Source organism: Pseudomonas sp. MWU15-20650, assembly GCF_023242475.1.
GTDB lineage: Bacteria > Pseudomonadota > Gammaproteobacteria > Pseudomonadales > Pseudomonadaceae > Aquipseudomonas.
The window spans coordinates 128,221-154,293 of the sequence record NZ_JALJFG010000010.1 but is presented as its reverse complement, the minus strand read 5'-3'; the positions used below and the strand labels follow the sequence as shown (position 1 = coordinate 154,293).

Here is a 26,073-nt window from a genome sequence, read left to right as displayed (position 1 = left end):
CTCCCACATTTAGCCCCAGGTGAATCAGGGAAATTACAGTTTTACAGACGAACGCCCTGGCTTCTTGGTCTGCAACAAATGCGAGAACACCGCATGAAGATCATCCGACGCACTCTCCTCATCGAGGTTGAGCTTGCTGTCGATGTGGTCCATGTGATGCATCATCAAGTCCACCGCCAGCACCGCATCCCGGGCTTCGATCGCGTCGATCAACTGGGTGTGTTCATCGTAGGAACAGTGCGAGCGGTTGCCGCTTTCGTACTGGGCGATGATCAATGAGGTCTGGGACACCAGGCTGCGTTGGAAGCTGATCAGCGGCGCATTCTTCGCCGCCTCGGCCAGCTTCAGGTGGAACTCGCCAGAAAGACGAATACCGGCACCTCGATCGCCGCGGGAGAAGCTGTCGCGCTCATCGTTGACCATCTGCCGCAACTGCGCCAGCTGCTCCGCCGTCGCATGCTGCACCGCCAACTCTGTGATCGCCCGCTCTACCAGGCGCCGAGCCATGAACACCTGGCGTGCTTCTTCTACGCTTGGGCTGGCCACCACCGCTCCCCGGTTGGGCCGCAGCAGCACCACGCCTTCATGCGCCAGGCGCGACAACGCACGACGGATGATGGTGCGGCTGACGCCGAAGATTTCGCCCAGTGCTTCTTCACTCAATTTGGTTCCGGGGGCCAGGCGTTGTTCGAGGATCGCCTCGAAGATATGCGCGTAGACGATATCGTCCTGGGTTCCGCTGCGACCGGCCTTGCCGGCTCGCGGTTGTTTCTTGAGAGGTTGCAACTGTTCGTTCATGGGCACTCGGGTTTGGAGAACGGCGGCGAATTAACGGTAATACGGCAACAATGGATCGCTGGCAAGTATCACCTAAAAACAGGGCACATTGTACACAACCCAATGCACCAACACACTGTACGGCTGTTTGCTGTCTCGGCTGTATTGCAATGACTCGTTACGTTTGAGTTTAGGCTTGAATCTGCGCCGTCACCGGCAAACCCCAGGTAAAAAGGAACACCTCTCCATGACCGACGCCACCCAAGCGCCCTTGCGCCCGCTGGTCGACACTTCTGCGTCGGCCGTCGTCGCCGGCTTTATCGCCATGATGACCGGCTACACCAGCTCCCTGGTCCTGATGTTCCAGGCCGGCCAAGCCGCCGGCTTGACCACCGCGCAGATCTCATCCTGGATCTGGGCGATTTCCATTGGCATGGCGGTATGCAGCATTGGCCTGTCCCTGCGCTACCGCACTCCGATCACCATTGCCTGGTCGACACCTGGCGCGGCGCTGTTGATCACCAGCCTGGGCGGTGTGAGCTACGGCGAGGCCATCGGTGCCTACATCACCTGCGCCGTGCTGGTAACGCTCTGCGGGCTGACCGGCAGCTTTGAAAAACTGGTCAAACGCATCCCGGCGTCACTGGCGGCCGCGCTGTTGGCGGGAATCCTGTTCAAGATCGGCAGCGAGATTTTCGTCGCCGCGCAGCATCGCACCGGGCTGGTGCTGGGGATGTTTTTCACCTACTTGATCGTCAAGCGCCTGTCGCCTCGTTATGCCGTGTTGGTGGCCTTGCTCATCGGCACTGCCCTGTCGGGGCTGATGGGGCTGCTGGACTTCAGCGGTTTCCACCTGGAAGTGGCAACGCCGGTGTGGACCACCCCGCACTTTTCATTGGCGGCCACGATCAGCATCGGTATCCCGCTGTTCGTGGTGGCGATGACCTCGCAGAACATGCCGGGTGTCGCCGTACTGCGCGCCGACGGTTACAACGTACCCGCCTCACCGCTGATCACCACGACCGGCCTGGCGTCCCTGGTGTTGGCGCCGTTTGGCTCCCACGGCATCAACCTGGCGGCGATCAGCGCCGCGATCTGCACCGGGCCGCACGCCCATGAAGACCGCAACAAGCGCTACACCGCAGCGGTGTGGTGCGGGGTGTTCTACGGAATTGCCGGGGTGTTCGGCGCAACGTTGGCGGCACTGTTCGCGGCATTGCCCAAGGAGTTGGTGCTATCGATCGCGGCCTTGGCGCTGTTTGGCTCGATCATCAACGGGCTGAGCATTGCCATGAATGAGCCGAAGGAACGGGAAGCGGCGCTGATCACCTTTATGGTCACCGCGTCAGGCTTGACGCTGTTTTCCATCGGGTCGGCGTTCTGGGGGATTGTGGCGGGGGTGTTGACGCTGTTGATTCTGAATTGGCGCAAGGCATAAAAAAACGGCGACCTTCAGGTCGCCGTTTTTTTCAGTATCACTTAGCCGCGTTGATCGGCTTTTCCGGATACCACACGTCCAGCAGCGGGCTGACTTCAGCCTTGGTCAGCTCGGAACGGGTTTTCAGCCACGCTTCAACAGCAGCACGTTGCTCTTCGGATACCGAGCCGCGCTTCTGCAGGCAAACCAGACCGTAGTCATCGCCGCCGACATAGCCCAGGCCATTGGCTTCCATGGCTTCTTTGATGAATGCTTCGAGGAAAGCGTCGATAGCTTCTTCACTCAGGCCTTCGCTGAAGTCCAGGTTCAGTTCGAAACCCAGCTCTTGAAATTCATCAACGCACAGTTTTTTGCGCAGACGCTGGGAACGGTTAGTCGCCATTGGAACAATCCTCTTAAGTAATAACGGGCGGCACTTTAGCAGTTTAAGGCGGCAATTGCCCGACTCTCTGGGACAGGCGGCCAAATGCGCGCAAAAAAAGCGCAATTACCAGCTATCGTTCAGCTACAAGTGACGCAACCTTGGGGCATAATGCCGACACTTTCGTGACCAATGAGGGATTTTCTTCCATACCCCTCGCCTTTTTCACCCTCGTCAGCAGCAGGGTCTTATTCCTTATGATCAAATCTTTTCGTTCAGTGTTACTCGCCAGTTTTCTTCTGCCACTGGCCTTTTCCGTCACCGCCGCCCCGATCAACAACACTTTGCCAGCCAACGTTGCGCAAGCCCTCCAGAAAGCCAAGCTGCAAAACACCGCGCTGTCCCTGGTCATGCTGCCGCTGACCGGCCCCGGCACGCCCACCGTGTTCAACGCCGACGTGTCGGTGAACCCGGCCTCCACCATGAAACTGATCACCACCTACGCCGCCCTGGAAATGCTTGGGCCCAACCACCAGTGGAAGACCGAGTTCTACACCGACGGCACGCTCAGCGGTGGCGTGTTGCGCGGCAACCTGTACCTCAAGGGCGGCGGCGATCCCAAGCTGAACATGGAAAAACTCTGGCTGTTGATGCGCGATCTGCGCGCCAATGGCGTGCAGCAAGTCACCGGCGACCTGGTGCTGGACCGCAGCTTCTTCAACCCGCCGCAATTGCCTGAATTCAATGATGACGGCAACGATGAGAACAAACCGTTCCTGGTCAAGCCCGATGCCTTGCTGGTCAACCTCAAGGCCCTGCGCTTCGTCACCCGCAATGATTCGGGGCGAGTGATCGTGTCGGTCGAGCCGCCGATTGCCAGCATTCGCATCGACAACCAAGTCAAAGTCTCCAATGCCAAACAGTGCACTGGCGACGTGCGCTACAGCCCGGTAACCGCCGCCGATGGCAGCGTGACGGTGACCGTCAGCGGCCAATTGGGCGATGGCTGCAGTTCGCAGACGTACCTGTCACTGCTGGACCACGCCACCTACACCGCTGGCGCCGTACGCGCGATCTGGCAGGAGTTGGGCGGCACCATCCAGGGCCGTGATATCCAGGCGCCAGTCCCCAAGGATGCCAAGGTCCTGGCCCGGGCGTTCTCGCCTGACCTCGCGGAAATCATCCGCGACATCAACAAATTCAGTAACAACACCATGGCCCAGCAACTGTTCCTGAGCCTGGGTGCGCAGTTTCGCAACGATGCCGACGGCGACGATGCCAAGGCCGCACAACGTGTGATCCGTCAGTGGCTGGCGAAGAAAGGTATCACCGCGCCGCACCTGGTGATGGAGAACGGCTCCGGCCTGTCTCGCGCCGAACGGGTCAGCGCGCGTGAGATGGCCGCCATGCTGCAAGCGGCCTGGAAAAGCCCGTATGCCGCGGAATACATCAGCTCTCTGCCGATTGCCGGCACCGACGGCACCATGCGTAAACGCCTGAAAACCACCGCCATGCGCGGCGAAGCCCATGTGAAGACCGGCACCTTGAATACCGTGCGCGCCATTGCCGGGTTCAGCCGTGACAACAATGGCAATACCTGGGTCGTGGTGGCGATTCTCAACGACTCCAAGCCTTGGGGAGCCTCGTCGGTGCTGGACCAGGTGCTGCTGGACCTGTATCGCCAGCCTAAGCTGACGGCCGCCGCACCGGTCCTCTAACCTCTATGGCGAGGGAGCTTGCTCCCGCTGGGCTGCGAAGCAGCCCTTAAACCCGATACTGCGTTTTATCTGGAAGCCAGGGCCGAGTTAATTGGGACCGCTTCGCGGTCCGGCGGGAGCAAGCTCCCTCGCCACCGACTCAACCCGGTCCCGACCCGCCTGCTTCGCCACGTACACCGCCGAATCGGCACGCAACAGCAGCCCGTCAATCCCCTCCCCCACTCGCCAACTGGCGACGCCGAAGCTGGCAGTCACGACCCCCACCGATGCCATCGGTGCACTGCGCAATGCCTGCCATAACTCCATCGCCACACTGTATGCCTGGGCGCCATCGGTGTTGGGGCACAGCACCACGAACTCCTCCCCGCCCAGCCGGCAGAACACATCGGTGCGACGCACGCGTTGGCCGATACGCTTGCACAACTCCTGCAGCACGCCGTCCCCCACGGCGTGCCCGTGCTGGTCGTTGATCCGCTTGAAGTGATCAATGTCGAGCATGATCAGCGATAAGGCGCCCGACGTTCGATCAAGCCTGAGCGTCTCGGTCTTGAGGCGATCGTGAAAATAGCGTCGGTTATGGATGCCCGTCAGGGAGTCGGTAATCGAAAGCGCACGCAGTTCTTCCTCCACCCGTTTGAGGTCGGAAATATCCGACACAAAGCCGTGCCAAAGCGTACCGCCGCCAGGCAACTCTTCCGGCGTGGCTTCGCCACGAATCCAACGCAGGCCCCGCTGCGGCAATTGCACGCGATACTCTTCGCGCCAAGGGCTCAATTGCAGTGCCGATAAACGTATCGAGGCGCGTACCCGCTCGACATCCAAGGGGTGAATACGCTCCAACACCTTGCGCGCATCCCGCTGTAATACGCCGGGCTCGATTTCATAGATATCGCGCATGCCATCGCTGGCATAAAGGAAACGCGAGTTGTCCTGGGGCTCCAGGGTGAACTGGAAGATCCCACCCGGCACATGGACACTGAGCTTTTTCAGCAGGCGGTCGCGCGCGGCCAGGGCCTCGTAGGCGCGCCTTTGTTCGGTGACATCCAGGTAAATCGCCAGATGCCCGACCCACAGGCCGTAGTCATCCAACAACACCGTCGCCAGCATATTTACAGTCAGCTGGCTACCGTCCTCGCGTATCAGCGTCCATTCGCGGGCATCGTGTTGACTGTCCGGGTTTTCCACCAGCATGGCCTGGCTTGAAGGAATACGCTTGCCTAACACCACACTCAAGTGCGCGGCGCGAGCGTCGAGTTCTGCGGCCACGTGCAGATTCTCCAGGGTCATGAGGCCCAACACCTGCTTCGCCTTGAACCCAAGCATGTGTTCGGCGCCAGCGTTGAAGGTGCTGATCACACCGCGCAGGTCAGTGGCGATGATCGCGACTTGAGTCGCCGCATTCAGCACACTGCGTAATTGCCCATGGGCCCCGCGCAACTCTTGCTCGCGCGAACGCAACTGCTCGGTGCGCTGTTCAACCAGTCTCAGCGCACGCTGACGCTGGCTGACCAACACATAGAGCAACGCGCTGAGCAAGACACTGAGCAGCATGCCCATGGCCAGGATCGTATTCATCGAGGAATGGTTGGCCCGGTCGAACACTCGGCTGGCGCGTAAGCTCAAGGCATAGACATGATCGCCAAGGGTCAGGCGGCGTGCGGCAATGAGGTCGCTGTCGCCCACCGCATTACTGGACGCATACAACACGCGTTGCTCGGCGTCGGAGGTGTCGATAATCTGCATCACCAGGTTGTCCCGGTTCGACTTGGGCAAACCATCAGCCACCAGCTGGCGCATGCTGATCACCGCCATCACAAAACCGTAGGGCTCGGCACCGGCGGCTTTGCTGACCGGCGAAACCAGCAACACACCATCGGCATAGGCTGGCTCTACCCCCACCAATTGCATGGGCTGGGACACCGCCGGCTTGCCGCTTTTTTGCGCCCGCTCAAGGACGGAGCGCCGCAGGGGCTGGGCCAGCAAGTCAAAGCCAAGGGGCGAGCCCAGCAAGCTTTGTGTCTGGCTGTAAAGCACCGGCACGTATTCATCGCGCTCGACGGCGGGTGTCAGCTCACCCGACGCATTCAGTTCACGGATGCTGAAAGGGACACCACGCTGGCGGGAGATTTCCTGTTCAAACTGGCTGCGTTGATCGCGAAATATCCGCGGCGCCCAGGCATAGGCACGGGTATGCAGCAGCAAGGGTTGGGCGAAGCCGTCGAATTCGGCACGGGAAACATCCGTGGAGTTGACGAAGAATCGGCGCAGGCTGCCCAGGCGTTGCTCCTGGTCTTCAAACCGCTCCTGAAGACGAGTGTAGCGCTCGTTGACCAGTAACTGGAAACGCTGACGCAACTGTTGCTGATACAGGTCTGCAGCCGTCCACGCGACGATCACCGTCAGCGCACTACCGGCCAGTAACACCACCAACGCCACCAGCCAAGCCGATGCCTGCTCACTGATAAAACCAAGGATTTTCGGGCGAACGGCTTGCATCGGCATAGGCAACACTCACAGCGCCAGTGTGCGGGGGTGTCACGTTGGCTAGGCCCTAGTTATAGCCACGGGGCCCGTGTTTGACCAGCGCAAAAAAGCCGCAAACCCTGAATAAACCTGGCTTGCGGCTTTTTGGTGCAACGTTCGGCGATCAGCGCGCGGTGATTTTCCACGCCCGGTGGATCTTCGCATTCCGTGCGAAATCCGGGTCAATGGTTTTGTCGCTGATTTCCTCGACCGCATAGCGTTCGATGAGGTTGTCTTCCAACTGGAACTTGCGGAAGTTGTTCGAGAAGTACAGCACGCCGCCCGGCGCCAGACGGGCCATGGCCAGGTCGAGCAACTGCACGTGGTCGCGCTGTACGTCGAAGATGCCTTCCATGCGCTTGGAGTTGGAGAAAGTCGGCGGGTCGATGAAAATCAGGTCGAACTCATCGCGACTGGCCTCCAGCCAGGCCATCACATCACCCTGCTCCAGACGGTTTTTGTCGGAGAAACCGTTGAGGGAGAAATTGCGGCGCGCCCAGTCCAGGTAGGTCTTGGACAGATCGACGCTGGTGGTGCTGCGCGCCCCCCCCTTGGCGGCGTGCACACTGGCGGTGGCGGTGTAGCAATACAAGTTGAGGAAACGCTTGCCGGCCGCTTCTTTCTGGATCCGCATGCGCATTGGGCGGTGGTCGAGGAACAGGCCGGTGTCCAGGTAGTCGGTGAGGTTGACCAGCAGCTTCACGCCGCCTTCGCTGACCTCAGTGAACTTACCCTGGGCGCTCTGGCGCTCGTACTGCTTGGTGCCGCTCTGACGCTCGCGACGCTTGACCACTACGCGGCTCTTGTCGACGTTCAGCGCCTGGGGAATCGCCGCCAGGGCATCGAACATGCGGGCCGAGGCCTTTTCCGGGTCGATGGATTTCGGTGCGGCGTACTCCTGCACATGCACCCAATCGTGGTACAGGTCGATGGCCATGGAGTACTCCGGCATATCGGCGTCGTACACACGGTAGCAATCCACGCCTTCTCGCTTGGCCCACTTGCCCAGCAACTTGAGGTTCTTTTGCAGGCGGTTGGCGAACATCTGTCCGCCTTCACTCAAGCGTGCCTGCTCAATCACTGGCGCCGGAGCCGGCTTGATCGGGTTGCCGTTCTTGTTGTACTGGCGCTCTACCGGCTCGGTCGGAGCCTGGTCATAAGCCGCTTGTTCACGTTCGGCCTGGCGCTGTTCCGGGGTGCGGCGCTCGCCGGTGACGAACTGGTCCGGATTGACCTTGATCAGCAGCAATTTGCACGGCAATGCACCGTTCCAGAACGAATACTGCTTGTGGCTGCGGATACCCATGCGCTTGCCCAGGTCGGGTGCGCCGGTGAACACCGCCGCTTCCCAGCCCATGCAGGCCTGGCGCAGGCGCTCGCCGAGGTTCTGGTAGAGGTACAACAGGCTGGCTTCGTCACCCAATCGCTCGCCGTAGGGTGGGTTGCAAATCACCAGCCCTTTCTGGTTCTGGTCCGGGCGCGGCTCGAAGGTGCCGACTTCACCCTGATACACCTTGATCCAGTGGCTCAGGCCGGCACGCTCGATGTTATTGCGTGCCGGTTGGATCAGCCGTGGGTCGGCTTCGTAGCCACGTACCCACAACGGCGGCTTGTTCATGCCGATGGCTGCGCGCTCAGTGGCCTCTGCGTGCAGTTTCTTCCACAGCGCCGGGACGTGACCCAGCCAAGTGGTGAAGCCCCACAATTCGCGGTTGAGGTTGGGGGCCATGTCGGCGGCGATCATCGCGCCTTCTACCAGGAAGGTACCCACACCGCACATCGGGTCGGTCAGCGCGCCGCCTTCGGCAGCAATGCGCGGCCAGCCGGCGCGGATCAGGATCGCGGCGGCCAGGTTTTCCTTCAACGGTGCCGCGCCCTGCTGCAGGCGGTAACCACGCTGGTGCAGGCTGTGGCCGGAGAGGTCCAGGGAAAGAATGGCTTCGCCACGGTCCAGGCGCAGGTGAATGCGCAGGTCAGGGTTGATCTTGTCGATGGACGGACGTTCGCCGGTGGGAGTACGCAGCTTGTCGACGATCGCATCCTTGACCTTCAACGCGCCGAAGTGGGTGTTGTCGATGCCCGAGCCATGGCCGCTGAATTCCACTGCCAGGGTGCCGTCGGGCACCATGTGGTCCGCCCACTCGATATCCAGCACGCCGTGGTAGAGGTCTTCGGCGTCCTTCATCGGGAAGCGCTTGAGCACCAGCAGCACGCGGTTGGCCAGACGTGACCAGAGGCACAGGCGGTAGGCGGTTTCCATGTCGGCCATGCCGCGTACGGCCGAGGTGTGCTCGCGGGCTTCCTCAAGGCCAAGCCCGACGGCTTCCTCGATCAGCAGGCCTTCGAGGCCCTTGGGGCAGGTGAGGAAGAGTTCAAAACGGTCCGACATGGGCATTCCAGGCTTTTCAGCAATCAATGAACAGGCAACGCATCGCCAGCTCGGTTTTCAATCAAGCACTTTTCTTGAAGAGTGCTCGTGTGGCACGAATGTGCCGTCCCACCCCGCCTTGCGGGCATTTGAGCCTTGATTGACGGGGCAGATAGAAGTTTTTAGAAACAGAACCGCGCAACAAAAAGAAACATTCCGACCCTTCGTCGAATAATAACCGACTGCAACAAGCGGACATTCTTACCAAAGGATTAGACCCATCCTCTTTGCAAAGCACATCATAGCTGGCTTTGCCCGGTAAATGGGGCGAAAAGCCATCCCAGCTTATGGCTATAGCATCGTTATCGTTACGTGCTTATGACAAAACGATCATTGAATACGTGTGACCTATTGGTTAGAACTCAACACAGGTTGGCGCCGTAACGACGCCGACACATCGGCTCGCCACGCCGGCAGCGAGCCCACCAACGGCAGAAAAACTCTGCCCGGCCTCGGACGAGGCCGAAGGATATCTAGACAGTCAACAAGTGAGGGAAACACCCTATGAGAAGACTTAAGCGTGATCCGTTGGAAAGAGCATTTTTACGCGGATATCAATATGGCGTTCATGGAAAATCCCGTGAGCTTTGCCCATTTACTCTACCGTCGGTACGCCAAGCCTGGATCAACGGCTGGCGAGAAGGACGCGGCGACAACTGGGACGGTATGACTGGCACTGCGGGCATCCACAGACTCAACGAACTTCACGCCGTCGGCTAATCAGGGCACTTAATTCCGACACACCACCTTTGAACCTGTAACGACTTAACCACGCGCGCCCTATCCGGGCGGCGGGCTTCGGCCCAGGGGCTCCTTTACGGAGCCCTTTTTATTGGCCGGCGTTTACCACCTTCAAGGCTTTGGCAACGCCGCGATCGCATCCACCGACTCGCGAATCAGCGCCGGGCCTTTGTAGATGAAACCGGAGTACAACTGCACCAGGCTTGCGCCGGCCGCGATCTTCTCGGCAGCATGCTTGCCTTCGGTGATCCCACCCACCGCGATGATCGGCAGGCGCCCTGCCAGCTCGGCTGCCAGCACCTTGACGATATGGGTGCTCTTGTCGCGCACCGGTGCGCCCGACAAGCCACCCGCCTCGTCACCGTGGGCCAGGCCTTCGACGCCTACGCGGCTGAGCGTGGTGTTGGTCGCGATCACCGCGTCCATACCCGAGTCCACCAGAGCCTGGGCGACCTGCACGGTTTCTTCATCACTCATGTCCGGAGCAATCTTGATCGCCAAGGGCACGCGCTTGCCGTGCCGCACGGCCAGGTCTTCCTGGCGCTGGCGCAAGGCTTCGAGCAGTTGCTTGAGCGAGTCACCGAACTGCAGGCTGCGCAGGCCCGGCGTGTTGGGCGAGCTGACGTTCACCGTGACATAGCTGGCGTGGGCGTAGACCTTGTCCAGGCAGATCAGGTAGTCATCCACTGCACGCTCCACCGGCGTGTCGAAATTCTTGCCGATGTTGATACCGAGGATGCCCGTGTATTTCGCCGCCTGAACCCGCGACAGCAGATGATCGACGCCCAGGTTGTTGAAACCCATGCGGTTGATGATCGCCTCGGCTTCCGGCAAGCGGAAGATACGTGGTTTAGGGTTGCCCGGTTGCGGCCTTGGGGTCACGGTGCCGATTTCAACAAAGCCGAAACCCAGTTGCGCAAAACCATCAATGGCCGCGCCGTTCTTGTCCAGGCCGGCTGCCAGCCCGACCGGGTTGGGGAAGTCGAGCCCCATCACCGACACTGGCATTTTCGCCGGTGCCTTGCATACCAGGCCATTGAGTCCCAGGCGGCCACCCGCACCAATCAGGTCCAGGGACAGATCGTGGGAGGTTTCCGGGGAGAGTTTGAACAACAACTGGCGGGCCAGGGTATACATGGGCGGGCTAGACTCGGAGGCGGCAAAAGGTGGCGGGGATTATAGCCGGGGTGGCGGCCTGCATGCGAGGCGTGCCGCCCAATCGTCAGTTGCGATGCTCCATCAACGCCTCATAGCGCACCCAGATTTTTTCCGCGTACCGCATGCGCAACGCCTCTCGCTGCGGCCCGGGCCCGGGGCCCACATTGTAGGAACCTACCGCCGTCCAGTTGTAGCCAAAACGCTGGATAAACTCGGCGAGAATCGAGGCACCGACCTCCACCGACAAGCAAGGCTCGCTCAGCAGCCGCTCCTCGGTAATGCCCTGCCTGAGCAACCGAGGCAAGTGGATGCTGTTGATCTGCATCAAACCGATATCCCGCGTGCCATTCGCGTTGGCATGGTTTATTGCTTGCGCACGGTAACCCGACTCAACGGCGGCGATGGCCTGCAGCAATTCCGGCTCGAGGTCGTAGCGACGTGCCACTTCCTCCCAGCAAAAAGCCACTGCCTGGTTACTGCCCATCAGTACCCCCAGCAACAGGGTTTTGCCCCAGACCTTAAGCATTGTCGGCCTGCCCGCAAACCGAACACACGTACAACAGGGGCCTGGAATCATCGCCCATGACCCGCACCGGGCACGTGAACCGGTAACCTTTGCCATAAATTGTCTTGATAAAGCCTTTATCGGCCTTCAAGTGCTTGCGCAGGGAATAGATGCACCGCGTCAGCGACTCATCCGCCACCTCACCCTGCGGCCAGGCAAGCGCCAGCAAACGGTCCTTGGTCATCAGCGTGCCACCGGATGCGAGCAGCAATCGAAGTACCCGCCCCTCCTTGGGTGGCAACTGAACATCCGTCTGCTCGCCCGTCAACCGGCCATCGCCCTGCAAGGTCCAACGAGCAAAGACCAGGGACGTCGTCGGCCCATCAGTCACGGCGACCATGCGCACCTCTGCATTCGACTACTGACATTCAAATCCTTATTTCCTGTACCGATTCCCCCACCACTGCGATGACTATAAAAACCGGCCCCACGACAAGCCCTAGGAAAAAGCCCATTGAGCTAGGTTTTTCTACCCGCTCCCGGTAAGACAATTCACTCGCTGCGCCGATTAAGGCACCCACTCCTGATAAACCTCATGCAGCTCAACCCCTAATCGATCCTCCAGTTGCACCAGTTCACCCACAGCCATCAGTTGGCCATTGACGCGCACCTCCACGCAGAGGTTGACCCCAGGCGCCAGGGGCAACACCTTTCCTGGTGCGAACGCAGCCAAACGCTTACGGCTGATCAGTTGCTCCTGCAGCAGTATTTCCAGGTACATGGGCTAACGCCTTCTTCAGGGAGAGAGCTCGCGGTCCGGTCGCAGGAACGCCCGTCGTACGCGCTCATGTTGCGCGGCCGTCAACGGTGGCAGCTCGCCCGGTAGCTCTGACTCAACGCGGCCCACATTGGCCCGCCATAACGAGACTTCATTCGGCGGTTTGGGCACGTCCCGTTCGGCCACCCACTTTTCGATCAGGCGCACCTGGGCGGGCGTGCCCTTGACCAGCACGCTGTTGGTGTCCGGGTAGGCCATCAACGTCAGGCGCCCGTCCGCCAACTGGCGCCTCTGCTCACTGGACAGCAGGGCGTGGATCGTGGAGACCATTCCCGGCACGCGGGCCGTGTTTGCGCCGGTGCCATACTGACGATCCTCCACGTGGGTGTTTAACAACTGAATGACACCGAATGCATAAGCGTCCATGGTTTTTCCCCGGCGTGGCCGGTCCATCAGTTGAGCCAGCCGCATTACGTGATCGACATAACTGGGGGGCCCGGAGACATAGAACGTGCGCCCACCGCTTTCACGCAGTGGATATCGCGAATCGTCAAATCCCGTACGACGCATGATGCCGCTCAGCCTGTTGACGGAGATGTGCCGCAGCACCACTGCCGAGCTTCTCGCTTCAGACGCGTCGTAGAGGTGCAGGACTTGCCCGTCGCTGTGCCAGATCAAGCCCTCCTGTCGGGCCAGCGTTTCGACGACCTGTTGCGGCGCCTCGAGATCGAACAGCCCGCTGATACGCTTGCGAGCCAATGCGGGGCTGATCACGACAGGTAGGCCCAACGGCACCGACAACGCGGAAAAAAACGTCTGCAGGCTCTCGTCCTGCGCCTGGTAAGCCTCACCCCAGGCGGCCGGACTGTTCAGCAATAGCACGGCACACCACAACCCTCTGCGCAGCCAGTGGCGGTTCAATGTGGCAAGGGAATCAGCGTGCACCATAGGTATTCCCGGGCAATCTGGCGTAATAGAGGCGCCATACTGAAAGGCGGGCGCGGTTCAATCATGATGGAAAGCTGACGGCGGCCTGCGCTGACACTCCGTGGCATGTGCCTTGCTTTGCACTCTTGATCAGGGCCCGCGCCAAACAAGGAGCGGACCTACGGACAAAGGCGTCGTTACCTCGCGATGGTCTGTCTCGCCTCCCGAGGAAACGGCGCTTTTTTAACAAGGCAGGTATTGATGAACGATCCGCTGGCATGGGTAAACGGCAGTGACGCCCCGGAAAAGAGCAGCCTCGACCTGGGCTTCATGGCACTGACCGATTGCGCCTCGCTAGTGGTTGCCGCGACCCAGGGCTTCGCCCAGCCCTATGGCCTCACACTGAACCTCAAGCGCCAATCATCCTGGGCCAACCTGCGCGACAAACTGGTCAGCGGTGAACTGGACGCCGCCCACAGCCTCTACGGACTGATCTATGCGGTGCACCTGGGCATCGGCGGCGTCGCCCCCAGCCCAATGGCGGTGCTGATGGGGCTGAACCAGAACGGCCAGAGCATCAACCTGTCCCACGGCCTGCAACAGCAAGGGGTGGTCACTCCTGAGGCATTGGATCGCCACGTGCACCAAAGCCGAACAAAACTGACCTTCGCTCAGACGTTTCCTACGGGAACCCATGCCATGTGGTTGTATTACTGGCTGGCGAGCCAAGGCATTCATCCCTTGCAGGATGTGGACAGCGTGGTGGTGCCTCCGCCGCAAATGGTGGCGCACCTGCAAGCCGGGCGTATCGACGGTTTTTGTGTGGGCGAACCTTGGTGCGCCAGCGCGGTGAAGCAGAACCTGGGCTTTACCCTGGCGACCACCCAGGCGATCTGGCCGAATCATCCGGAAAAAGTGCTGGGTTGCACCCGGGCCTTCGTCGAGGAGTACCCCAATACCGCTCGTGTGCTGGTCATGACGATTCTCGAGGCCAGCCGTTTTATCGAGCAAAATACTCAAAACCGCCGTTCTACCGCCCAACTGCTCAGCGCTCGCGAATACCTCGATGCGCCCCTCGATTGCATCGAGCCACGCCTGCTGGGCAACTATGAAGATGGCCTGGGCAACCAGTGGCAAGACCCCCATGGGCTGCGCTTTTTTGCTGGCGGCGAGGTCAACCTGCCCTACCTCAGCGACGGCATGTGGTTCATGACCCAGTTCCGGCGCTGGGGTTTGCTGCGTGAAGACCCGGACTACCTGGACATCGCCCGCCAGGTCCAGCAACTGGCGCTGTATCGCCAGGCGGCCGAGGCATTGGGCATCACGGCCCAAGACCAGGACATGCGCAGCAGCCAACTGATCGACGGCAAAACCTGGGACGGCTCTGACCCCGCCGGCTACGCGCGCAGCTTCCGCCTGCATGCCATGGCGGATGACATCAGCCGCCAAGCCTTGCGCTGACAGGAGGCTGACCATGTTGCGAATCCTGTTGATCAACGACACCCCGCGCAAAGTCGGCCGGCTCAAGGCCGCGCTGACCGAAGCCGGTTTCGAGGTGATCGACGAGTCCGGACTGACGATCGACCTGCCGGCGCGCGTCGAATCGGTGCGCCCGGATGTGATTCTGATCGATACCGAGTCACCCGGCCGTGATGTGATGGAGCAAGTGGTGCTGGTCAGCCGCGACCAGCCCCGGCCTATCGTGATGTTTACCGATGAGCACGACCCGAATGTGATGCGCCGGGCGATCAAGTCCGGGGTCAGCGCCTATATCGTCGAAGGCATCCAGGCCCAACGCCTGCAACCGATCCTTGATGTGGCGATGGCCCGTTTCGAGAGCGACCAGGCTCTGCGCGCCCAACTGCACGCCCGTGACCAGCAACTGGCCGAACGCAAACGCATCGAGCTGGCCAAGGGCATGTTGATGAAAATGAAGAACTGCAATGAAGAAGACGCCTACACCCTGATGCGCCGCCAGGCCATGAGTCGCCAGCAGAAACTGATCCAGGTAGCCGAACAGATCATCGCCATGAACGAGCTGCTGGGCTGATCTGGCTCAGCTCTTGCTAAAGAATCAATACAGGTAACCAACGGCGGTTGCCCCTCCACGACAAAGACGTCGCCCACCCGGTTTGCCCGTGCAAACCCGGTGGCGGCGTTTTTTCGTTTTGGCCCCAGCGCAGTGGGGCCGATGGGGCGGCCTCAGCCGGCTGTTCCATCACTCGGCCTTCTTACAAGACTCCCAACCGTTGAGGTGCGTGATGAAATCAAGCTTCTGGAAATCCGGGCACACCCCGACCCTGTTTGCCGCGTTCCTGTACTTCGACCTGAGCTTCATGGTCTGGTACCTGTTGGGCCCGCTGGCGGTGCAGATCGCCGCCGACCTGCACTTGACCACCCAACAGCGTGGCCTGGTGGTGGCGACACCGATTCTGGCCGGCGCGGTGCTGCGCTTTCTGATGGGCATGCTGGCCGACAAGCTGTCGCCCAAAACCGCCGGGCTGATTGGCCAGGTGATTGTGATCGCAGCGCTGTTGGGTGCCTGGAAACTGGGCATCCACAGCTACGAACAAGCCTTGCTGCTGGGCGTGTTCCTGGGGATGGCCGGTGCCTCCTTTGCCGTCGCACTGCCTCTGGCGTCGCAGTGGTACCCCGCTGAACATCAGGGCAAGGCCATGGGCATCGCCGGCGCCGGTAACTCCGGTACCGTATTTGCCGCCTTGCTGGCGCCGGTACTGGCCGCCGCGTTCGGCTGGAGCAATGTGTTTGGCTTTGCGCTGATCCCGCTGGTACTGACGCTGATCGTATTCGCCTGGCTCGCGCGCAACGCCCCTGAACGCCCGAAAGCCAAGTCCATGGCTGACTACTTCAAGGCCCTGGGCGACCGCGACAGCTGGTGGTTCATGTTCTTCTACAGCGTGACGTTTGGTGGTTTTATCGGCCTGGCCAGCGCCCTGCCCGGCTATTTCAACGACCAGTACGGCCTGAGCCCCGTGACCGCCGGCTACTACACCGCCGCCTGTGTGTTCGGTGGCAGCCTGATGCGCCCATTGGGCGGTGCCCTGGCCGACCGTTTCGGCGGTATTCGAACCCTGCTCGGCATGTACAGCGTGGCGGCAATCTGCATCGCCGCCGTGGGCTTCAACTTGCCCAGCTCCTACGCGGCATTGGCGCTTTTCGTCTGCACCATGCTCGGCCTCGGCGCAGGTAATGGCGCAGTGTTCCAACTGGTGCCCCAGCGCTTTCGCCGCGAAATCGGCGTGATGACCGGCCTGATCGGCATGGCCGGTGGGATCGGCGGCTTCGCCCTCGCGGCGGGGATGGGCGCAATCAAACAAAGCACCGGCAGTTATCAAATGGCCCTGTGGTTATTTGCCAGCCTGGGTGTATTGGCCTGGTTCGGCCTGCATGGGGTGAAACGTCGCTGGAGAACCACCTGGGGTTCAGCCGCCGTGACCGCTGCGCGCGTCTGATGAGCCTGCAACTGAGCGTCGCCCAGGCCAGCGCCATCGGCCCGCGCGCCGAGAACCAGGATGCACTGCGCGTCGTCACGCCCAAGCTGGAACTGGCCGCGAGCAAAGGCTACCTGTGCGCGATAGCCGACGGCGTCAGCCAATGCGCCGACGGTGGCCTGGCCGCACGCTCGACCTTGCAGGCCCTGGCCCTGGACTACTACGCCACGCCGCAGACCTGGGGCGTGGCCCAGGCGCTTGAACGTTTATTGTTGGCACAGAATCGCTGGCTGCAAGCCAACGGTGGCGGGCAACCGTTGCTGACCACCCTCAGTGCCCTGGTGTTTCGCGGCCAACGTTTCACCCTGGCCCATGTGGGCGATTGCCGGGTGTATCGCTGGCTGGACCCGCAGTTGCAGCGCATCAGTGAAGACCATGTGTGGGAGCAGCCGGGCATGCAGCATGTGCTCAAACGTGCCCTCGGCCTGGATCAACACCTGGTGCTGGATTTCCTCGACGGCGAACTGCGCGCGGGCGAATGCTTCCTGCTGCTCAGCGACGGGGTGTGGGCCACGCTGGGCGAGCACAGCATCAGCGCGATCCTGCGCGAGCAAACCGACCTCGATGTGGCCGTCAACACGCTGGTCAACGCTGCCCACCTGGCCGGTAGCCAGGACAACGCCAGCGCCTTGCTGGTACGCATCGACACCGTCGGTGCCGCCACCTTGGGTGACGCCCTGGTGCAACTGCAGCAATGGCCACTGCCCCCAGCGCTGAAGGCCGGCCAACGCTTTGAAGGCTGGCAGGTGGAAAGCGTGCTGACGCGCAGCCGGCAGTCGTTGCTGTACCGCGTGCGCGACAGCCAGCAGCAACCCTGGCTGCTGAAAACCCTGCCTTTGGGCCAGGACGATGACACTGACGCAGCCCAAGCCTTGTTGTCCGAAGAGTGGTTTCTGCGCCGAGTCGCAGGCCGTGCCTTTCCCGAAGTGCATGCCGCCAGCGGGCGTCAGCATTTGTACTACGTGATGCGCGAATACCCGGGGCAGACCCTGGCCCAGCTGTTCCAGCAGCAGGGCCCACTGCCGCTGGCACACTGGCAGTCCATCGCCGAACGCTTGCTGAAGGCGGTGGGCATGCTCCATCGCCGGCAAATTCTGCACCGTGACATCAAGCCGGAAAACCTGCTGCTGGGGGATGACGGTGAACTGCGAGTATTGGACTTCGGCCTGGCCTACTGCCCCGGGCTCTCCGAAGATCGTGCCCACCTGCTGCCCGGTACCCCGAGCTTTATCGCCCCCGAAGCCTTCGGTGGCGAACGGCCCACCGCGCAACAGGATCTCTACAGCCTCGGCGTGAGCTTGTATTACCTGCTCACCGGGCATTATCCCTACGGTGAAATCGAAGCATTCCAGCGGCCCAGGTTCTCCCAGCCCGTCAGCGCCAGCCGCTATCGCCCCGACCTGCCAGAGTGGTTGTGCCAAAGCCTGGAGCGGGCCGTGGACGCACAACCCGCACAACGCTATGAAACGGCCGAAGAATGGCTACGGGTGCTGGAACAGGCCGACCGCCGCGAACTGAGCCTGCGGCCCCGGCCGCTGCTGGAGCGCGAACCACTCAAGGTCTGGCAAACCCTGGCCATGGTTTCCCTGCTGCTCAATCTGGTGCTGCTGTACTGGCTGTTGCACCACTAGGGGGCAGAAACCTCGGCCCGTCTCCATTGCAAACCCAATGGAAACGGAGCTTGGCGACTTGGCACAAGCGCTGCATTAGCTTTTCCAACACCCACACATAGCCGCCCCTTCAACGTCGAAGGATCGAGCTTCCCGAGAGAACGGGACCAGGACAAAGGCGTCCTCGCTAGCTGACTAGCGGGGACGCCTTTTTTGTTTGCGCACGATTTGTCGAACCATTGCGGAGAACGACATGAACAAACTCAAATTGGTGATGATCGGCAACGGCATGGCCGGGGTTCGCACCCTTGAAGAATTGCTCAAACTGAGCAGCGACCTCTATGACATCACCGTATTCGGCGCCGAGCCCCACACCAACTACAACCGCATCCTGCTGTCGCCGGTACTGGCCGGTGAGCAAGCGTTCGAAGACATCGTGCTCAACGACCTGGATTGGTACCTGGAGAACAACATCAAGTTGCTGCTCAACCGCAAGGTGGTGGAGATCGACCGGGTCAAACGTAGGGTCATTGCCCAAGACGGTACCGAAGCCGAATACGATCGCCTGCTGATCGCTACCGGCTCCACACCGTTCATGCTGCCGATTCCCGGCAACACCTTGCAGGGCGTGATTGGCTACCGCGATATCGCCGATACCCAGGCGATGATCGATACCGCCAAGACCCACAAGCACGCGGTGGTCATCGGGGGTGGCCTGCTCGGCCTGGAGGCGGCCAACGGCCTCATGTTGCGCGGCATGCACGTGACCGTGGTGCATATCGGCGAATGGCTTTTGGAGCGGCAACTGGACAAAACCAGCGGCCAATTGCTGCAAACCGAGCTGGAAAGCCGTGGCCTGGTGTTTCGTCTATGCGAACAGACCCAGGCCCTGCACGACGCCGGCAACGGCCGCGTCGGCTCGGTGCAATTCAAGAACGGCGACATCATCGCCGCCGACCTGGTGGTGATGGCCGCGGGCATCCGGCCCAATACCGAACTCGCGGAAAAATCCGGCATACCCTGCAGCCGTGGGATTCTGGTCAACGACACGATGCAAACCTACGACCCGCGCATCTACGCCATCGGCGAATGCGCGAGCCATCGCGGGATTGCCTATGGCCTGGTGGCGCCCCTGTTCGAACAGGCGAAGGTCTGTGCCAACCACCTGGCCCAGTTGGGCTTCGCCACCTACAAGGGCTCGGTGACCTCGACCAAACTGAAGGTCACCGGTATCGACCTGTTCTCCGCCGGCGACTTCATGGGCGGCGACGGCACCGAGACCATTACCCTCTCCGACCCGATGGGTGGCGTGTACAAAAAGCTGGTGATCAAGGACGACATCCTGGTCGGCGCCTGCTTGTACGGCGATACCGCGGATGGCGGTTGGTATTTCCGCCAGATCCGTGAGAACCACGGGATCGGCGAGATTCGCGACCACCTGATGTTCGGTGAGCAAGCGCTGGGCGATGTCGGCCACCAAGGCCAGGACAAAGCCATGGGCATGGCTGACAACGCCGAAGTCTGCGGCTGCAACGGCGTGTGCAAGGGCACCATCGTCAAGGCGATCCAGGAACAAGGGCTGTTCAGTGTCGATGAGGTGAAAAAACACACCAAGGCGGCCAGTTCCTGCGGCTCCTGTGCCGGGCTGGTGGAACAGATCCTGATCAACACCGTGGGCGGCGCTGCCGATGTAAAACCCAAGAGCGAGAAAGCCATCTGCGGTTGCAGTGATCTCAACCACGGGCACATTCGCCAAGCCATCCGTGACCAGCATCTGCTGACGATCGACAGTACGATGCGTTATCTGAACTGGCGTACGCCGAATGGCTGCGCCACCTGCCGCCCGGCCCTCAACTATTACCTGATTTCCACCTGGCCCGGCGAAGCCAAGGACGACCCGCAATCGCGCCTGATCAACGAACGGGCCCACGCCAATATTCAGAAAGATGGCACCTACTCTGTAGTCCCGCGGATGTGGGGCGGTGTGACCAACCCCTCGGAACTGCGCCGTATCGCCGATGTAGCAGACAAGTACAACGTGCCGATGGTCAAGGTTACCGGCGGCCAGCGCATCGACCTGCTGGGCATCAAGAAACAGGACTTGCCAGGGGTGTGGAAAGACCTGGATATGCCATCCGGCCATGCCTACGGCAAATCCATCCGTACCGTAAAAACCTGTGTGGGCAGCGAGTTCTGTCGTTTCGGAACGCAGAACTCCACACAACTGGGCATCGAGCTGGAGCATGACCTGTTCAATATGTGGTCACCCCACAAGGTCAAGCTGGCGGTCTCAGGTTGCCCACGCAATTGCTCGGAAGCGGGTATCAAGGACGTGGGAATCATCGGCGTCGACTCCGGCTGGGAGATGTATATCGGTGGCAACGGCGGGATCAAGACCGAAGTCGCGGAGTTCTTCGTCAAGCTGAAAACCGCCGAAGAAGTGCGCGAATACAACGGTGCTTTCCTACAGCTATACCGCGAAGAAGCCTTCTACCTGGAGCGCACCGTGCACTACGTGCAACGGGTGGGCATGGAACACATCAAGAAGGCGGTGCTGGAAGACCCGGCCCGCCGCCAAGCCCTCAACGAACGCCTGCAGTTCTCACTGTCATTCGAGCAGGACCCGTGGAAGCAACGCTTGGAACAACCGTTGCTGAAAAAAGAATTCGATGTCATCGCCGTCAAACAGCTGGAGGTTTCACTATGAACTGGCTGGACATCTGCGCCCTCGATGAAATCAACGCCCTGGGCTCGCGCATCATCCACGGGCCGAAAGGCGACATCGCGATTTTTCGCACCCGTGACGACGAAGTCTTCGCCCTCGACGACCGTTGCCCGCACAAGGGCGGCCCGCTGTCCCAAGGTTTGATCTACGGCAAGCGCGTCGCCTGCCCGCTGCACAACTGGCAGATCGATCTGGCGACCGGCGAAGCGCAGGCCCCGGATATCGGCTGTGCCCACCATCACCTCGCCCGCGTGGAAAACGGCCGAGTGATGCTGGCCCTGCGGGACGTCGGTTGATGAACCGCCAGACCACCGCGTCCACCTGCTGTTATTGCGGCGTGGGTTGCGGCGTGCTGATCGAGCATGACGGCGAGCAGATCCTGGGGGTACAGGGCGATCCAAGCCACCCGGCCAACTTCGGCAAGTTATGCAGCAAGGGCGCCAGCCTGCACCTGACCGGCGACGTATCCGCCCGCGCCTTATATCCGGAACTGCGTTTGGGCAAAGCAATGGCCCGCTCCCGCACCGACTGGGACACCGCCCTGGAACATGCGGCCAACGTGTTCGCCGACACCCTTGCCGAACACGGGCCAGACAGCGTGGCGTTCTATATCTCGGGGCAACTGCTGACCGAGGACTACTACAGCTTTAACAAACTCGCCCGGGCGCTGGTGGGCACCAACAATATCGACAGCAACTCGCGGCTGTGCATGTCCTCGGCGGTGGTTGGCTATAAGCGCAGCCTCGGCGCCGATGCGCCGCCGTGCAGCTATGAAGACCTGGAAAACAGCGACTGCGTGATGATCGTCGGCAGCAATATGGCCTATGCCCACCCAGTCCTGTTCCGACGCCTGGAGCAAGCCAAGGTGCGGCGCCCGCAAATGAAAGTGCTGGTGATCGACCCCCGGCGTACCGATACCTGCGATTTGGCTGACCTTCACCTGGCAATTTTGCCGGGGACAGATGTGGCTTTATTCCATGGAATTTTGCATCTGCTGCTGTGGGAAGACTGGATCGACCGGGAATTCATCCAGGCACACACCGATGGTTTGGCGGAATTGAAACGGCTGGTGCATGACTACACGCCACAGATGGTTACCCAACTGTGCGGGATCAGCATCGAACAGTTGCGCCTGTGTGCGGAGTGGGTCGGCACCTCCAGCAGTTTCTTGTCGCTGTGGTGCATGGGGCTGAACCAATCCACCGCCGGCAGTGCGAAAAACAGTGCACTGATCAACCTGCACCTGGCCACCGGCACTATTGGCCGGCCGGGCTGCGGGCCGTTTTCGCTGACCGGTCAACCTAACGCCATGGGCGGGCGCGAGACGGGCAGCTTGTCGAATTTGCTGCCAGGTCATCGCGACGCAACCAACCCTGAACATCGAGCAGAAGTCGCGGCCTATTGGGGCGTGGATCAATTACCTGCACCTACCGGCCTTACCGCCATCGAACTGTTTGAGCAGGTACAGGCCGGTAAAATCAAGGCCCTGTGGATCGCCTGCACCAATCCCGCTCAATCGTTGCCGGACCAGGCCACCGTGCGCGCGGCTTTGGCGGCCTGTCCGTTCGTGGTATTGCAGGAGGCTTTTCACACCACTGAAACCGCCACCTATGCCGACCTGCTGCTGCCTGCGGCCAGCTGGGGTGAAAAAGAAGGCACGGTGACCAACTCCGAGCGACGTATTTCCCACGTACGTCGCGCCATCAACCCACCGGGAGAAGCACGGCCGGACTGGGCGATTACCGTGGATTTCGCACAACGCCTGGAGCGACGCCTGCGTCCGGGGTTGGCCAGCCTGTTCGCTTTTGAGCAACCCGCGCAGCTGTTTGATGAGTTCAAGATCCTCACCCAAGGCCGCGACCTGGACCTGTCCGGCATCAGCCACGCCCTGCTCGACCAATTGGGCCCGCAGCAATGGCCATTTCCCCTGGGCGCGCAGAGCGGAACGCCGCGCCTGTACACCCACGGCATTTTCCCCACCGACAACGGCCGGGCGCGGTTTGTCGCCGAGCCTTATCGCGCCGCCAAGGAGCAGCGTGACGCTCGCTTCCCCCTGACCCTGATCACCGGCCGCCTGCGTGACCAGTGGCACGGTATGAGCCGCACCGGCACCGCAGCGCAGTCATTCGGGCATGTCAGTGAGGCTCTGCTGAGCCTGCACCCGGATGAGTTACGTCGCCATCGCTTAAAAGAAGGTGACCTGGTCAACCTGAAAAGCCGCCGCGGCAGCGTGATCGTTGCCGTCAGCAGCGATGACAGTGTGCGCCCCGGCCAGGCGTTCCTGCCCATGCATTGGGGCGACCGTTTTCTCAAGGGCGGCGTGAATGTGCTGACGCAGCCGGCATTCGATCCCCTGTCGAAACAGCCGGAACTCAAACACAGCGGCGTGCGCCTGGAGGCCGTACAACTGCCGTGGCAGCTATTTGCGCTGATCGAGGGCGACGTGCAGCGACACATTGAAGTCCTGCGTCCGCTGTGTGAGGGCTTTGCCTACGTCAGCCTGAGCTTGGCCGGACGTGAACGGCCCGCGCTGCTGGTGCGCGTGGCCCATACCGAGGCGCCCGACCTGCAACTGTTGACCCGGATTGACCAACTGCTGGGCCTGAACGACGGCCCGGTAATGGCCTATGACGACCCGCGCCGCTCAATCGGAAAACGCGTAAAGATCGAGAAAGGCCGCATCACCGCCTTGCGCCTGGCCGGCGAAACCCTGGCCCGCCATTGGCTGCAAGGCTTATGGCTGGAGGGGCGGACCGACGATCAACTGCGGCGCTGGCTGTTGGCACCATTAACGGCACCACCGGGCAGCGTAACGGCCAGCAACAAGATTTTGTGCAACTGCAAGAACGTCAGCGAAAACGCCGTATACGCCGGTATTGGCCGCGGCCTGGACCTGGACGGACTCAAACAGGAACTGGGCTGCGGTACGCAATGCGGCTCCTGCGTGCCGGAAATCAAACGTCTTTTGGCCAGCAACCCGCAGCCAATCGCAATCAGTGGGTAAGGGGAACGACATGAGCGCAAAAGTCTGGCTGGTAGGCGCAGGACCCGGTGATCCGGAGCTGCTGACCCTCAAGGCCGTGCGAGCACTGCACGAAGCCGACGTAGTGCTGATGGATGATTTGGCCAACCCGGCCGTGTTGGAACACTGTGCCGGTGCCCGGGTGATTATCGTCGGCAAGCGTGGTGGCTGCCGCTCCACACCGCAGGATTTTATCCATCGCTTGATGCTACGTTATGCACGCCAGGGCAAATGCGTGGTGCGGCTCAAGGGCGGCGACCCGTGCATCTTTGGCAGGGGTGGCGAAGAAGCGACGTGGCTGCGCGAACATGGCGTGGATGTGGAGCTGGTCAACGGCATCACGGCGGGGTTGGCGGGAGCCAGCCAATGCGACATTCCACTGACGTTACGCGGTGTCAGTCGAGGGGTAACGCTGGTCACGGCCCATACCCAGGACGGCAGCCACCTGAACTGGCGTGCACTGGCCGAAGGTGGGACCACATTGGTGGTGTACATGGGGGTGGCGAAGCTGGAGGAGATTCGTCAGCAACTGCTGGAAAGCGCAATGCCTGCGGATATGCCCGTGGCGATGATCGAAAATGCATCGCTGCCCCAGCAACGGGAATGCCGTAGCACGCTGGCGCAGATGCATACAGATGCGCAGGCTTTCGCCCTGAAGAGCCCGGCGATCCTTGTGATTGGCCGCGTTGCCACCCCTGCACAGGTGGCTTGCGTGGCCGCATCGGCCAGCGCCTGAGGTAAATTCCAGGCGAAAAAAAGCCCGGCCTAAGCCGGGCTTTTCTCTACAACTCAGTAATTACTGAGCTGCTTGTGCTTCTACCGAGGCTTCTACGCGACGGTTGATAGCACGGCCAGCTTCAGTTGCGTTGTCAGCAACTGGGCGGGATTTGCCGTAGCCGATCGACTGAATACGGTTGGCTTGAACGCCATCCTTAACCAGGACCTGCTTAACAGCGTCAGCACGACGCTGGGACAGCTTTTGGTTGTAAGCGTCTGGACCGACGGAGTCAGTGTGACCTTCAACCTGTACGTTGGTTGCTGGGTACTGCTTCATGAAGTCAGCCAGGTTTTTCACGTCGCCGTAGCTGTTAGGCTTAACAACCGACTTGTCGAAGTCGAACTTCACGTCCAGCTCAACACGAACAACCTGAGCAACTGGAGCTTCTGGCTCTGGAGTTGGCTCTGGAGCTGGTGCTGGGGTAGGAGCTGGAGCTACTGCGCCAGCGTTACCGCCGAAGTTCACACCCAGGCCGACCAGTGCGGAGTAGTCCCACTTGCCGTTGTCCAGTGCGTAGTCAGCTTCAACGCCAGCACGTGCGAACAGGTTGTTGGTGAAGTAGTACTTCACGCCAGCGCCAGCGATAGCCAGGGTCGACTGGTCACGACCAGTGTGGCCGTCAGCAGCAACGTTGGTACGGCTCTGGTGACCGAAACCACCTTCAACGTATGGACGCAGGGAGTCAACACCAGCCTGACCGAAGTGGTACTGAGCAGTCACGCTGCCAGTGTCACCTTTGATCTTCTGGTTGCCAGTACCGTCGTTCGAACGGGTGTGGTTGGTGGTGTCGTAGTTCAGGTTGATCGACACGTCGTCGGTCAAGAAGTAACCGATGCTTGCGCCAGGGTTGTAGCCGTCTTCGATGTGCTTGACGCTATCGTTGAACTGCTTTTTGTAGAACAGCTGGCCTTCAACTGCGCCTTGGCCTTGTGCCAGTGCGCCGAAAGAAGTAGCGGCAATAAGAGTACCAATGGCCAAGCCCAAGGTGTTTTTCAGTTTCATCCGTTAAATCCCCATCTGGTGATTGTAAAGCAGTCCCACAAACCGGGGGACAACTCGGCGACAAGTCTAA

21 protein-coding genes are annotated in these 26,073 nt (G+C 60.9%); 11 read left to right on the top strand and 10 right to left on the bottom strand.

Features of this window, described 5'->3' with window-relative positions; translation table 11 throughout:
- Positions 1-33: 33 nt before the first annotated feature.
- Positions 34-798 carry a GntR family transcriptional regulator gene (locus tag M5B43_RS11535; protein WP_248750220.1) on the bottom strand — a complete coding sequence of 255 codons (765 nt, stop codon included), beginning with the start codon at positions 796-798 and terminating at the stop codon, positions 34-36.
- A 226-nt stretch (positions 799-1,024) separates the two neighbouring features.
- Here M5B43_RS11535 and M5B43_RS11530 point away from each other — a divergent pair, with 226 nt between their 5' ends.
- The gene (locus M5B43_RS11530; protein WP_248750219.1) at positions 1,025-2,215 is read left to right on the top strand and encodes a benzoate/H(+) symporter BenE family transporter; all 1,191 of its coding nucleotides are present in this window, start codon (positions 1,025-1,027) and stop codon (positions 2,213-2,215) included.
- A gap of 37 nt (positions 2,216-2,252) precedes the next feature.
- Here M5B43_RS11530 and M5B43_RS11525 read toward each other — a convergent pair whose 3' ends face one another.
- On the bottom strand, positions 2,253-2,597 hold the full coding sequence (locus M5B43_RS11525; RefSeq protein WP_122717967.1) for a YggL family protein: 345 nt from the start codon (positions 2,595-2,597) through the stop codon (positions 2,253-2,255).
- A 236-nt stretch (positions 2,598-2,833) separates the two neighbouring features.
- On the opposite strand from M5B43_RS11525, the gene dacB reads away from it, so the two are divergent.
- On the top strand, positions 2,834-4,294 hold the full coding sequence (gene dacB, locus M5B43_RS11520; RefSeq protein WP_248750218.1) for a D-alanyl-D-alanine carboxypeptidase/D-alanyl-D-alanine-endopeptidase: 1,461 nt from the start codon (positions 2,834-2,836) through the stop codon (positions 4,292-4,294).
- Between the two features lie 87 nt (positions 4,295-4,381).
- Here the strand turns inward: dacB and M5B43_RS11515 are convergent, their stop codons facing one another.
- On the bottom strand, positions 4,382-6,796 hold the full coding sequence (locus M5B43_RS11515; protein WP_248750217.1) for a GGDEF domain-containing protein: 2,415 nt from the start codon (positions 6,794-6,796) through the stop codon (positions 4,382-4,384).
- 145 nt (positions 6,797-6,941) lie between these two features.
- Complete coding sequence (rlmKL, locus tag M5B43_RS11510) at positions 6,942-9,206, bottom strand: bifunctional 23S rRNA (guanine(2069)-N(7))-methyltransferase RlmK/23S rRNA (guanine(2445)-N(2))-methyltransferase RlmL (protein WP_248750216.1); 2,265 nt, start codon at positions 9,204-9,206, stop codon at positions 6,942-6,944.
- 543 nt (positions 9,207-9,749) lie between these two features.
- On the opposite strand from rlmKL, the gene M5B43_RS11505 reads away from it, so the two are divergent.
- Positions 9,750-9,965, top strand: coding sequence for a ribosome modulation factor (locus tag M5B43_RS11505; protein WP_002553055.1), 216 nt, complete (start codon positions 9,750-9,752; stop codon positions 9,963-9,965).
- Positions 9,966-10,097: 132 nt separating this feature from the next.
- On the opposite strand, the gene M5B43_RS11500 is transcribed toward M5B43_RS11505, so the two are convergent.
- The 5 genes from M5B43_RS11500 to M5B43_RS11480 all read right to left on the bottom strand — a co-directional run bounded on the left by M5B43_RS11500 (position 10,098) and on the right by M5B43_RS11480 (position 13,375).
- Positions 10,098-11,123, bottom strand: a complete 1,026-nt coding sequence (locus tag M5B43_RS11500; RefSeq protein WP_248750215.1) for a quinone-dependent dihydroorotate dehydrogenase — start codon at positions 11,121-11,123, stop codon at positions 10,098-10,100.
- Positions 11,124-11,208: 85 nt separating this feature from the next.
- A complete protein-coding gene (locus M5B43_RS11495) occupies positions 11,209-11,670 on the bottom strand; it encodes a transglycosylase SLT domain-containing protein (RefSeq protein WP_248750214.1) in 462 nt (153 codons plus the stop codon).
- Positions 11,663-12,049 (bottom strand): winged helix-turn-helix domain-containing protein, encoded by a 387-nt coding sequence (locus M5B43_RS11490; RefSeq protein WP_248750213.1) that lies wholly within the window; start codon positions 12,047-12,049, stop codon positions 11,663-11,665. Before M5B43_RS11490 ends, M5B43_RS11495 begins: the two co-directional genes overlap by 8 nt.
- Positions 12,050-12,217: 168 nt before the next feature.
- Positions 12,218-12,430, bottom strand: coding sequence for a FliM/FliN family flagellar motor switch protein (locus M5B43_RS11485; protein WP_248750212.1), 213 nt, complete (start codon positions 12,428-12,430; stop codon positions 12,218-12,220).
- A gap of 15 nt (positions 12,431-12,445) precedes the next feature.
- Entirely contained in the window at positions 12,446-13,375 is a 930-nt protein-coding gene (locus tag M5B43_RS11480) for a secretin N-terminal domain-containing protein (RefSeq protein WP_248750211.1), read from the bottom strand.
- Between the two features lie 240 nt (positions 13,376-13,615).
- On the opposite strand from M5B43_RS11480, the gene M5B43_RS11475 reads away from it, so the two are divergent.
- From M5B43_RS11475 to cobA, 8 genes are all read left to right on the top strand, one after another.
- A complete protein-coding gene (locus M5B43_RS11475; protein WP_248750210.1) occupies positions 13,616-14,815 on the top strand; it encodes a CmpA/NrtA family ABC transporter substrate-binding protein in 1,200 nt (399 codons plus the stop codon).
- Between the two features lie 13 nt (positions 14,816-14,828).
- Positions 14,829-15,404 (top strand): ANTAR domain-containing protein, encoded by a 576-nt coding sequence (locus M5B43_RS11470; RefSeq protein WP_248750209.1) that lies wholly within the window; start codon positions 14,829-14,831, stop codon positions 15,402-15,404.
- A gap of 211 nt (positions 15,405-15,615) precedes the next feature.
- Positions 15,616-16,827 (top strand): nitrate/nitrite transporter, encoded by a 1,212-nt coding sequence (locus M5B43_RS11465; RefSeq protein WP_178924593.1) that lies wholly within the window; start codon positions 15,616-15,618, stop codon positions 16,825-16,827.
- Positions 16,827-18,497 (top strand): bifunctional protein-serine/threonine kinase/phosphatase, encoded by a 1,671-nt coding sequence (locus tag M5B43_RS11460; protein WP_248750208.1) that lies wholly within the window; start codon positions 16,827-16,829, stop codon positions 18,495-18,497. The genes M5B43_RS11465 and M5B43_RS11460 overlap by 1 nt, the downstream gene beginning before the upstream one ends.
- Before the next feature lie 232 nt (positions 18,498-18,729).
- The gene (nirB, locus tag M5B43_RS11455; RefSeq protein ID WP_248750207.1) at positions 18,730-21,183 is read left to right on the top strand and encodes a nitrite reductase large subunit NirB; all 2,454 of its coding nucleotides are present in this window, start codon (positions 18,730-18,732) and stop codon (positions 21,181-21,183) included.
- Complete coding sequence (gene nirD, locus M5B43_RS11450; protein ID WP_248750206.1) at positions 21,180-21,497, top strand: nitrite reductase small subunit NirD; 318 nt, start codon at positions 21,180-21,182, stop codon at positions 21,495-21,497. The genes nirB and nirD overlap by 4 nt, the downstream gene beginning before the upstream one ends.
- Positions 21,497-24,205 (top strand): nitrate reductase, encoded by a 2,709-nt coding sequence (locus M5B43_RS11445; RefSeq protein WP_248750205.1) that lies wholly within the window; start codon positions 21,497-21,499, stop codon positions 24,203-24,205. The genes nirD and M5B43_RS11445 overlap by 1 nt, the downstream gene beginning before the upstream one ends.
- A gap of 10 nt (positions 24,206-24,215) precedes the next feature.
- Entirely contained in the window at positions 24,216-24,959 is a 744-nt protein-coding gene (gene cobA / locus M5B43_RS11440) for a uroporphyrinogen-III C-methyltransferase (protein ID WP_248750204.1), read from the top strand.
- A gap of 60 nt (positions 24,960-25,019) precedes the next feature.
- Here cobA and M5B43_RS11435 read toward each other — a convergent pair whose 3' ends face one another.
- Positions 25,020-26,003, bottom strand: a complete 984-nt coding sequence (locus M5B43_RS11435; protein ID WP_248750203.1) for an OmpA family protein — start codon at positions 26,001-26,003, stop codon at positions 25,020-25,022.
- Positions 26,004-26,073 lie beyond the last annotated feature (70 nt).

Excerpts from the sequence above, each read along its gene's own strand:
- M5B43_RS11480 (WP_248750211.1), bottom strand. The coding sequence starts at position 13,375 with ATGGTGCACGCTGATTCCCTTGCCACATTGAACCGCCACTGGCTGCGC.
- M5B43_RS11485 (WP_248750212.1), bottom strand. The coding sequence starts at position 12,430 with ATGTACCTGGAAATACTGCTGCAGGAGCAACTGATCAGCCGTAAGCGT.
- M5B43_RS11435 (WP_248750203.1), bottom strand. The coding sequence starts at position 26,003 with ATGAAACTGAAAAACACCTTGGGCTTGGCCATTGGTACTCTTATTGCC.
- dacB (WP_248750218.1), top strand. The coding sequence starts at position 2,834 with ATGATCAAATCTTTTCGTTCAGTGTTACTCGCCAGTTTTCTTCTGCCA.
- nirD (WP_248750206.1), top strand. The coding sequence starts at position 21,180 with ATGAACTGGCTGGACATCTGCGCCCTCGATGAAATCAACGCCCTGGGC.
- M5B43_RS11500 (WP_248750215.1), bottom strand. The coding sequence starts at position 11,123 with ATGTATACCCTGGCCCGCCAGTTGTTGTTCAAACTCTCCCCGGAAACC.
- M5B43_RS11530 (WP_248750219.1), top strand. The coding sequence starts at position 1,025 with ATGACCGACGCCACCCAAGCGCCCTTGCGCCCGCTGGTCGACACTTCT.
- M5B43_RS11460 (WP_248750208.1), top strand. The coding sequence starts at position 16,827 with ATGAGCCTGCAACTGAGCGTCGCCCAGGCCAGCGCCATCGGCCCGCGC.
- M5B43_RS11505 (WP_002553055.1), top strand. The coding sequence starts at position 9,750 with ATGAGAAGACTTAAGCGTGATCCGTTGGAAAGAGCATTTTTACGCGGA.
- M5B43_RS11465 (WP_178924593.1), top strand. The coding sequence starts at position 15,616 with ATGAAATCAAGCTTCTGGAAATCCGGGCACACCCCGACCCTGTTTGCC.
- M5B43_RS11525 (WP_122717967.1), bottom strand. The coding sequence starts at position 2,597 with ATGGCGACTAACCGTTCCCAGCGTCTGCGCAAAAAACTGTGCGTTGAT.
- M5B43_RS11445 (WP_248750205.1), top strand. The coding sequence starts at position 21,497 with ATGAACCGCCAGACCACCGCGTCCACCTGCTGTTATTGCGGCGTGGGT.
- rlmKL (WP_248750216.1), bottom strand. The coding sequence starts at position 9,206 with ATGTCGGACCGTTTTGAACTCTTCCTCACCTGCCCCAAGGGCCTCGAA.
- M5B43_RS11470 (WP_248750209.1), top strand. The coding sequence starts at position 14,829 with ATGTTGCGAATCCTGTTGATCAACGACACCCCGCGCAAAGTCGGCCGG.
- M5B43_RS11490 (WP_248750213.1), bottom strand. The coding sequence starts at position 12,049 with ATGGTCGCCGTGACTGATGGGCCGACGACGTCCCTGGTCTTTGCTCGT.
- M5B43_RS11515 (WP_248750217.1), bottom strand. The coding sequence starts at position 6,796 with ATGCCGATGCAAGCCGTTCGCCCGAAAATCCTTGGTTTTATCAGTGAG.
- M5B43_RS11495 (WP_248750214.1), bottom strand. The coding sequence starts at position 11,670 with ATGCTTAAGGTCTGGGGCAAAACCCTGTTGCTGGGGGTACTGATGGGC.
- nirB (WP_248750207.1), top strand. The coding sequence starts at position 18,730 with ATGAACAAACTCAAATTGGTGATGATCGGCAACGGCATGGCCGGGGTT.
- cobA (WP_248750204.1), top strand. The coding sequence starts at position 24,216 with ATGAGCGCAAAAGTCTGGCTGGTAGGCGCAGGACCCGGTGATCCGGAG.
- M5B43_RS11535 (WP_248750220.1), bottom strand. The coding sequence starts at position 798 with ATGAACGAACAGTTGCAACCTCTCAAGAAACAACCGCGAGCCGGCAAG.
- M5B43_RS11475 (WP_248750210.1), top strand. The coding sequence starts at position 13,616 with ATGAACGATCCGCTGGCATGGGTAAACGGCAGTGACGCCCCGGAAAAG.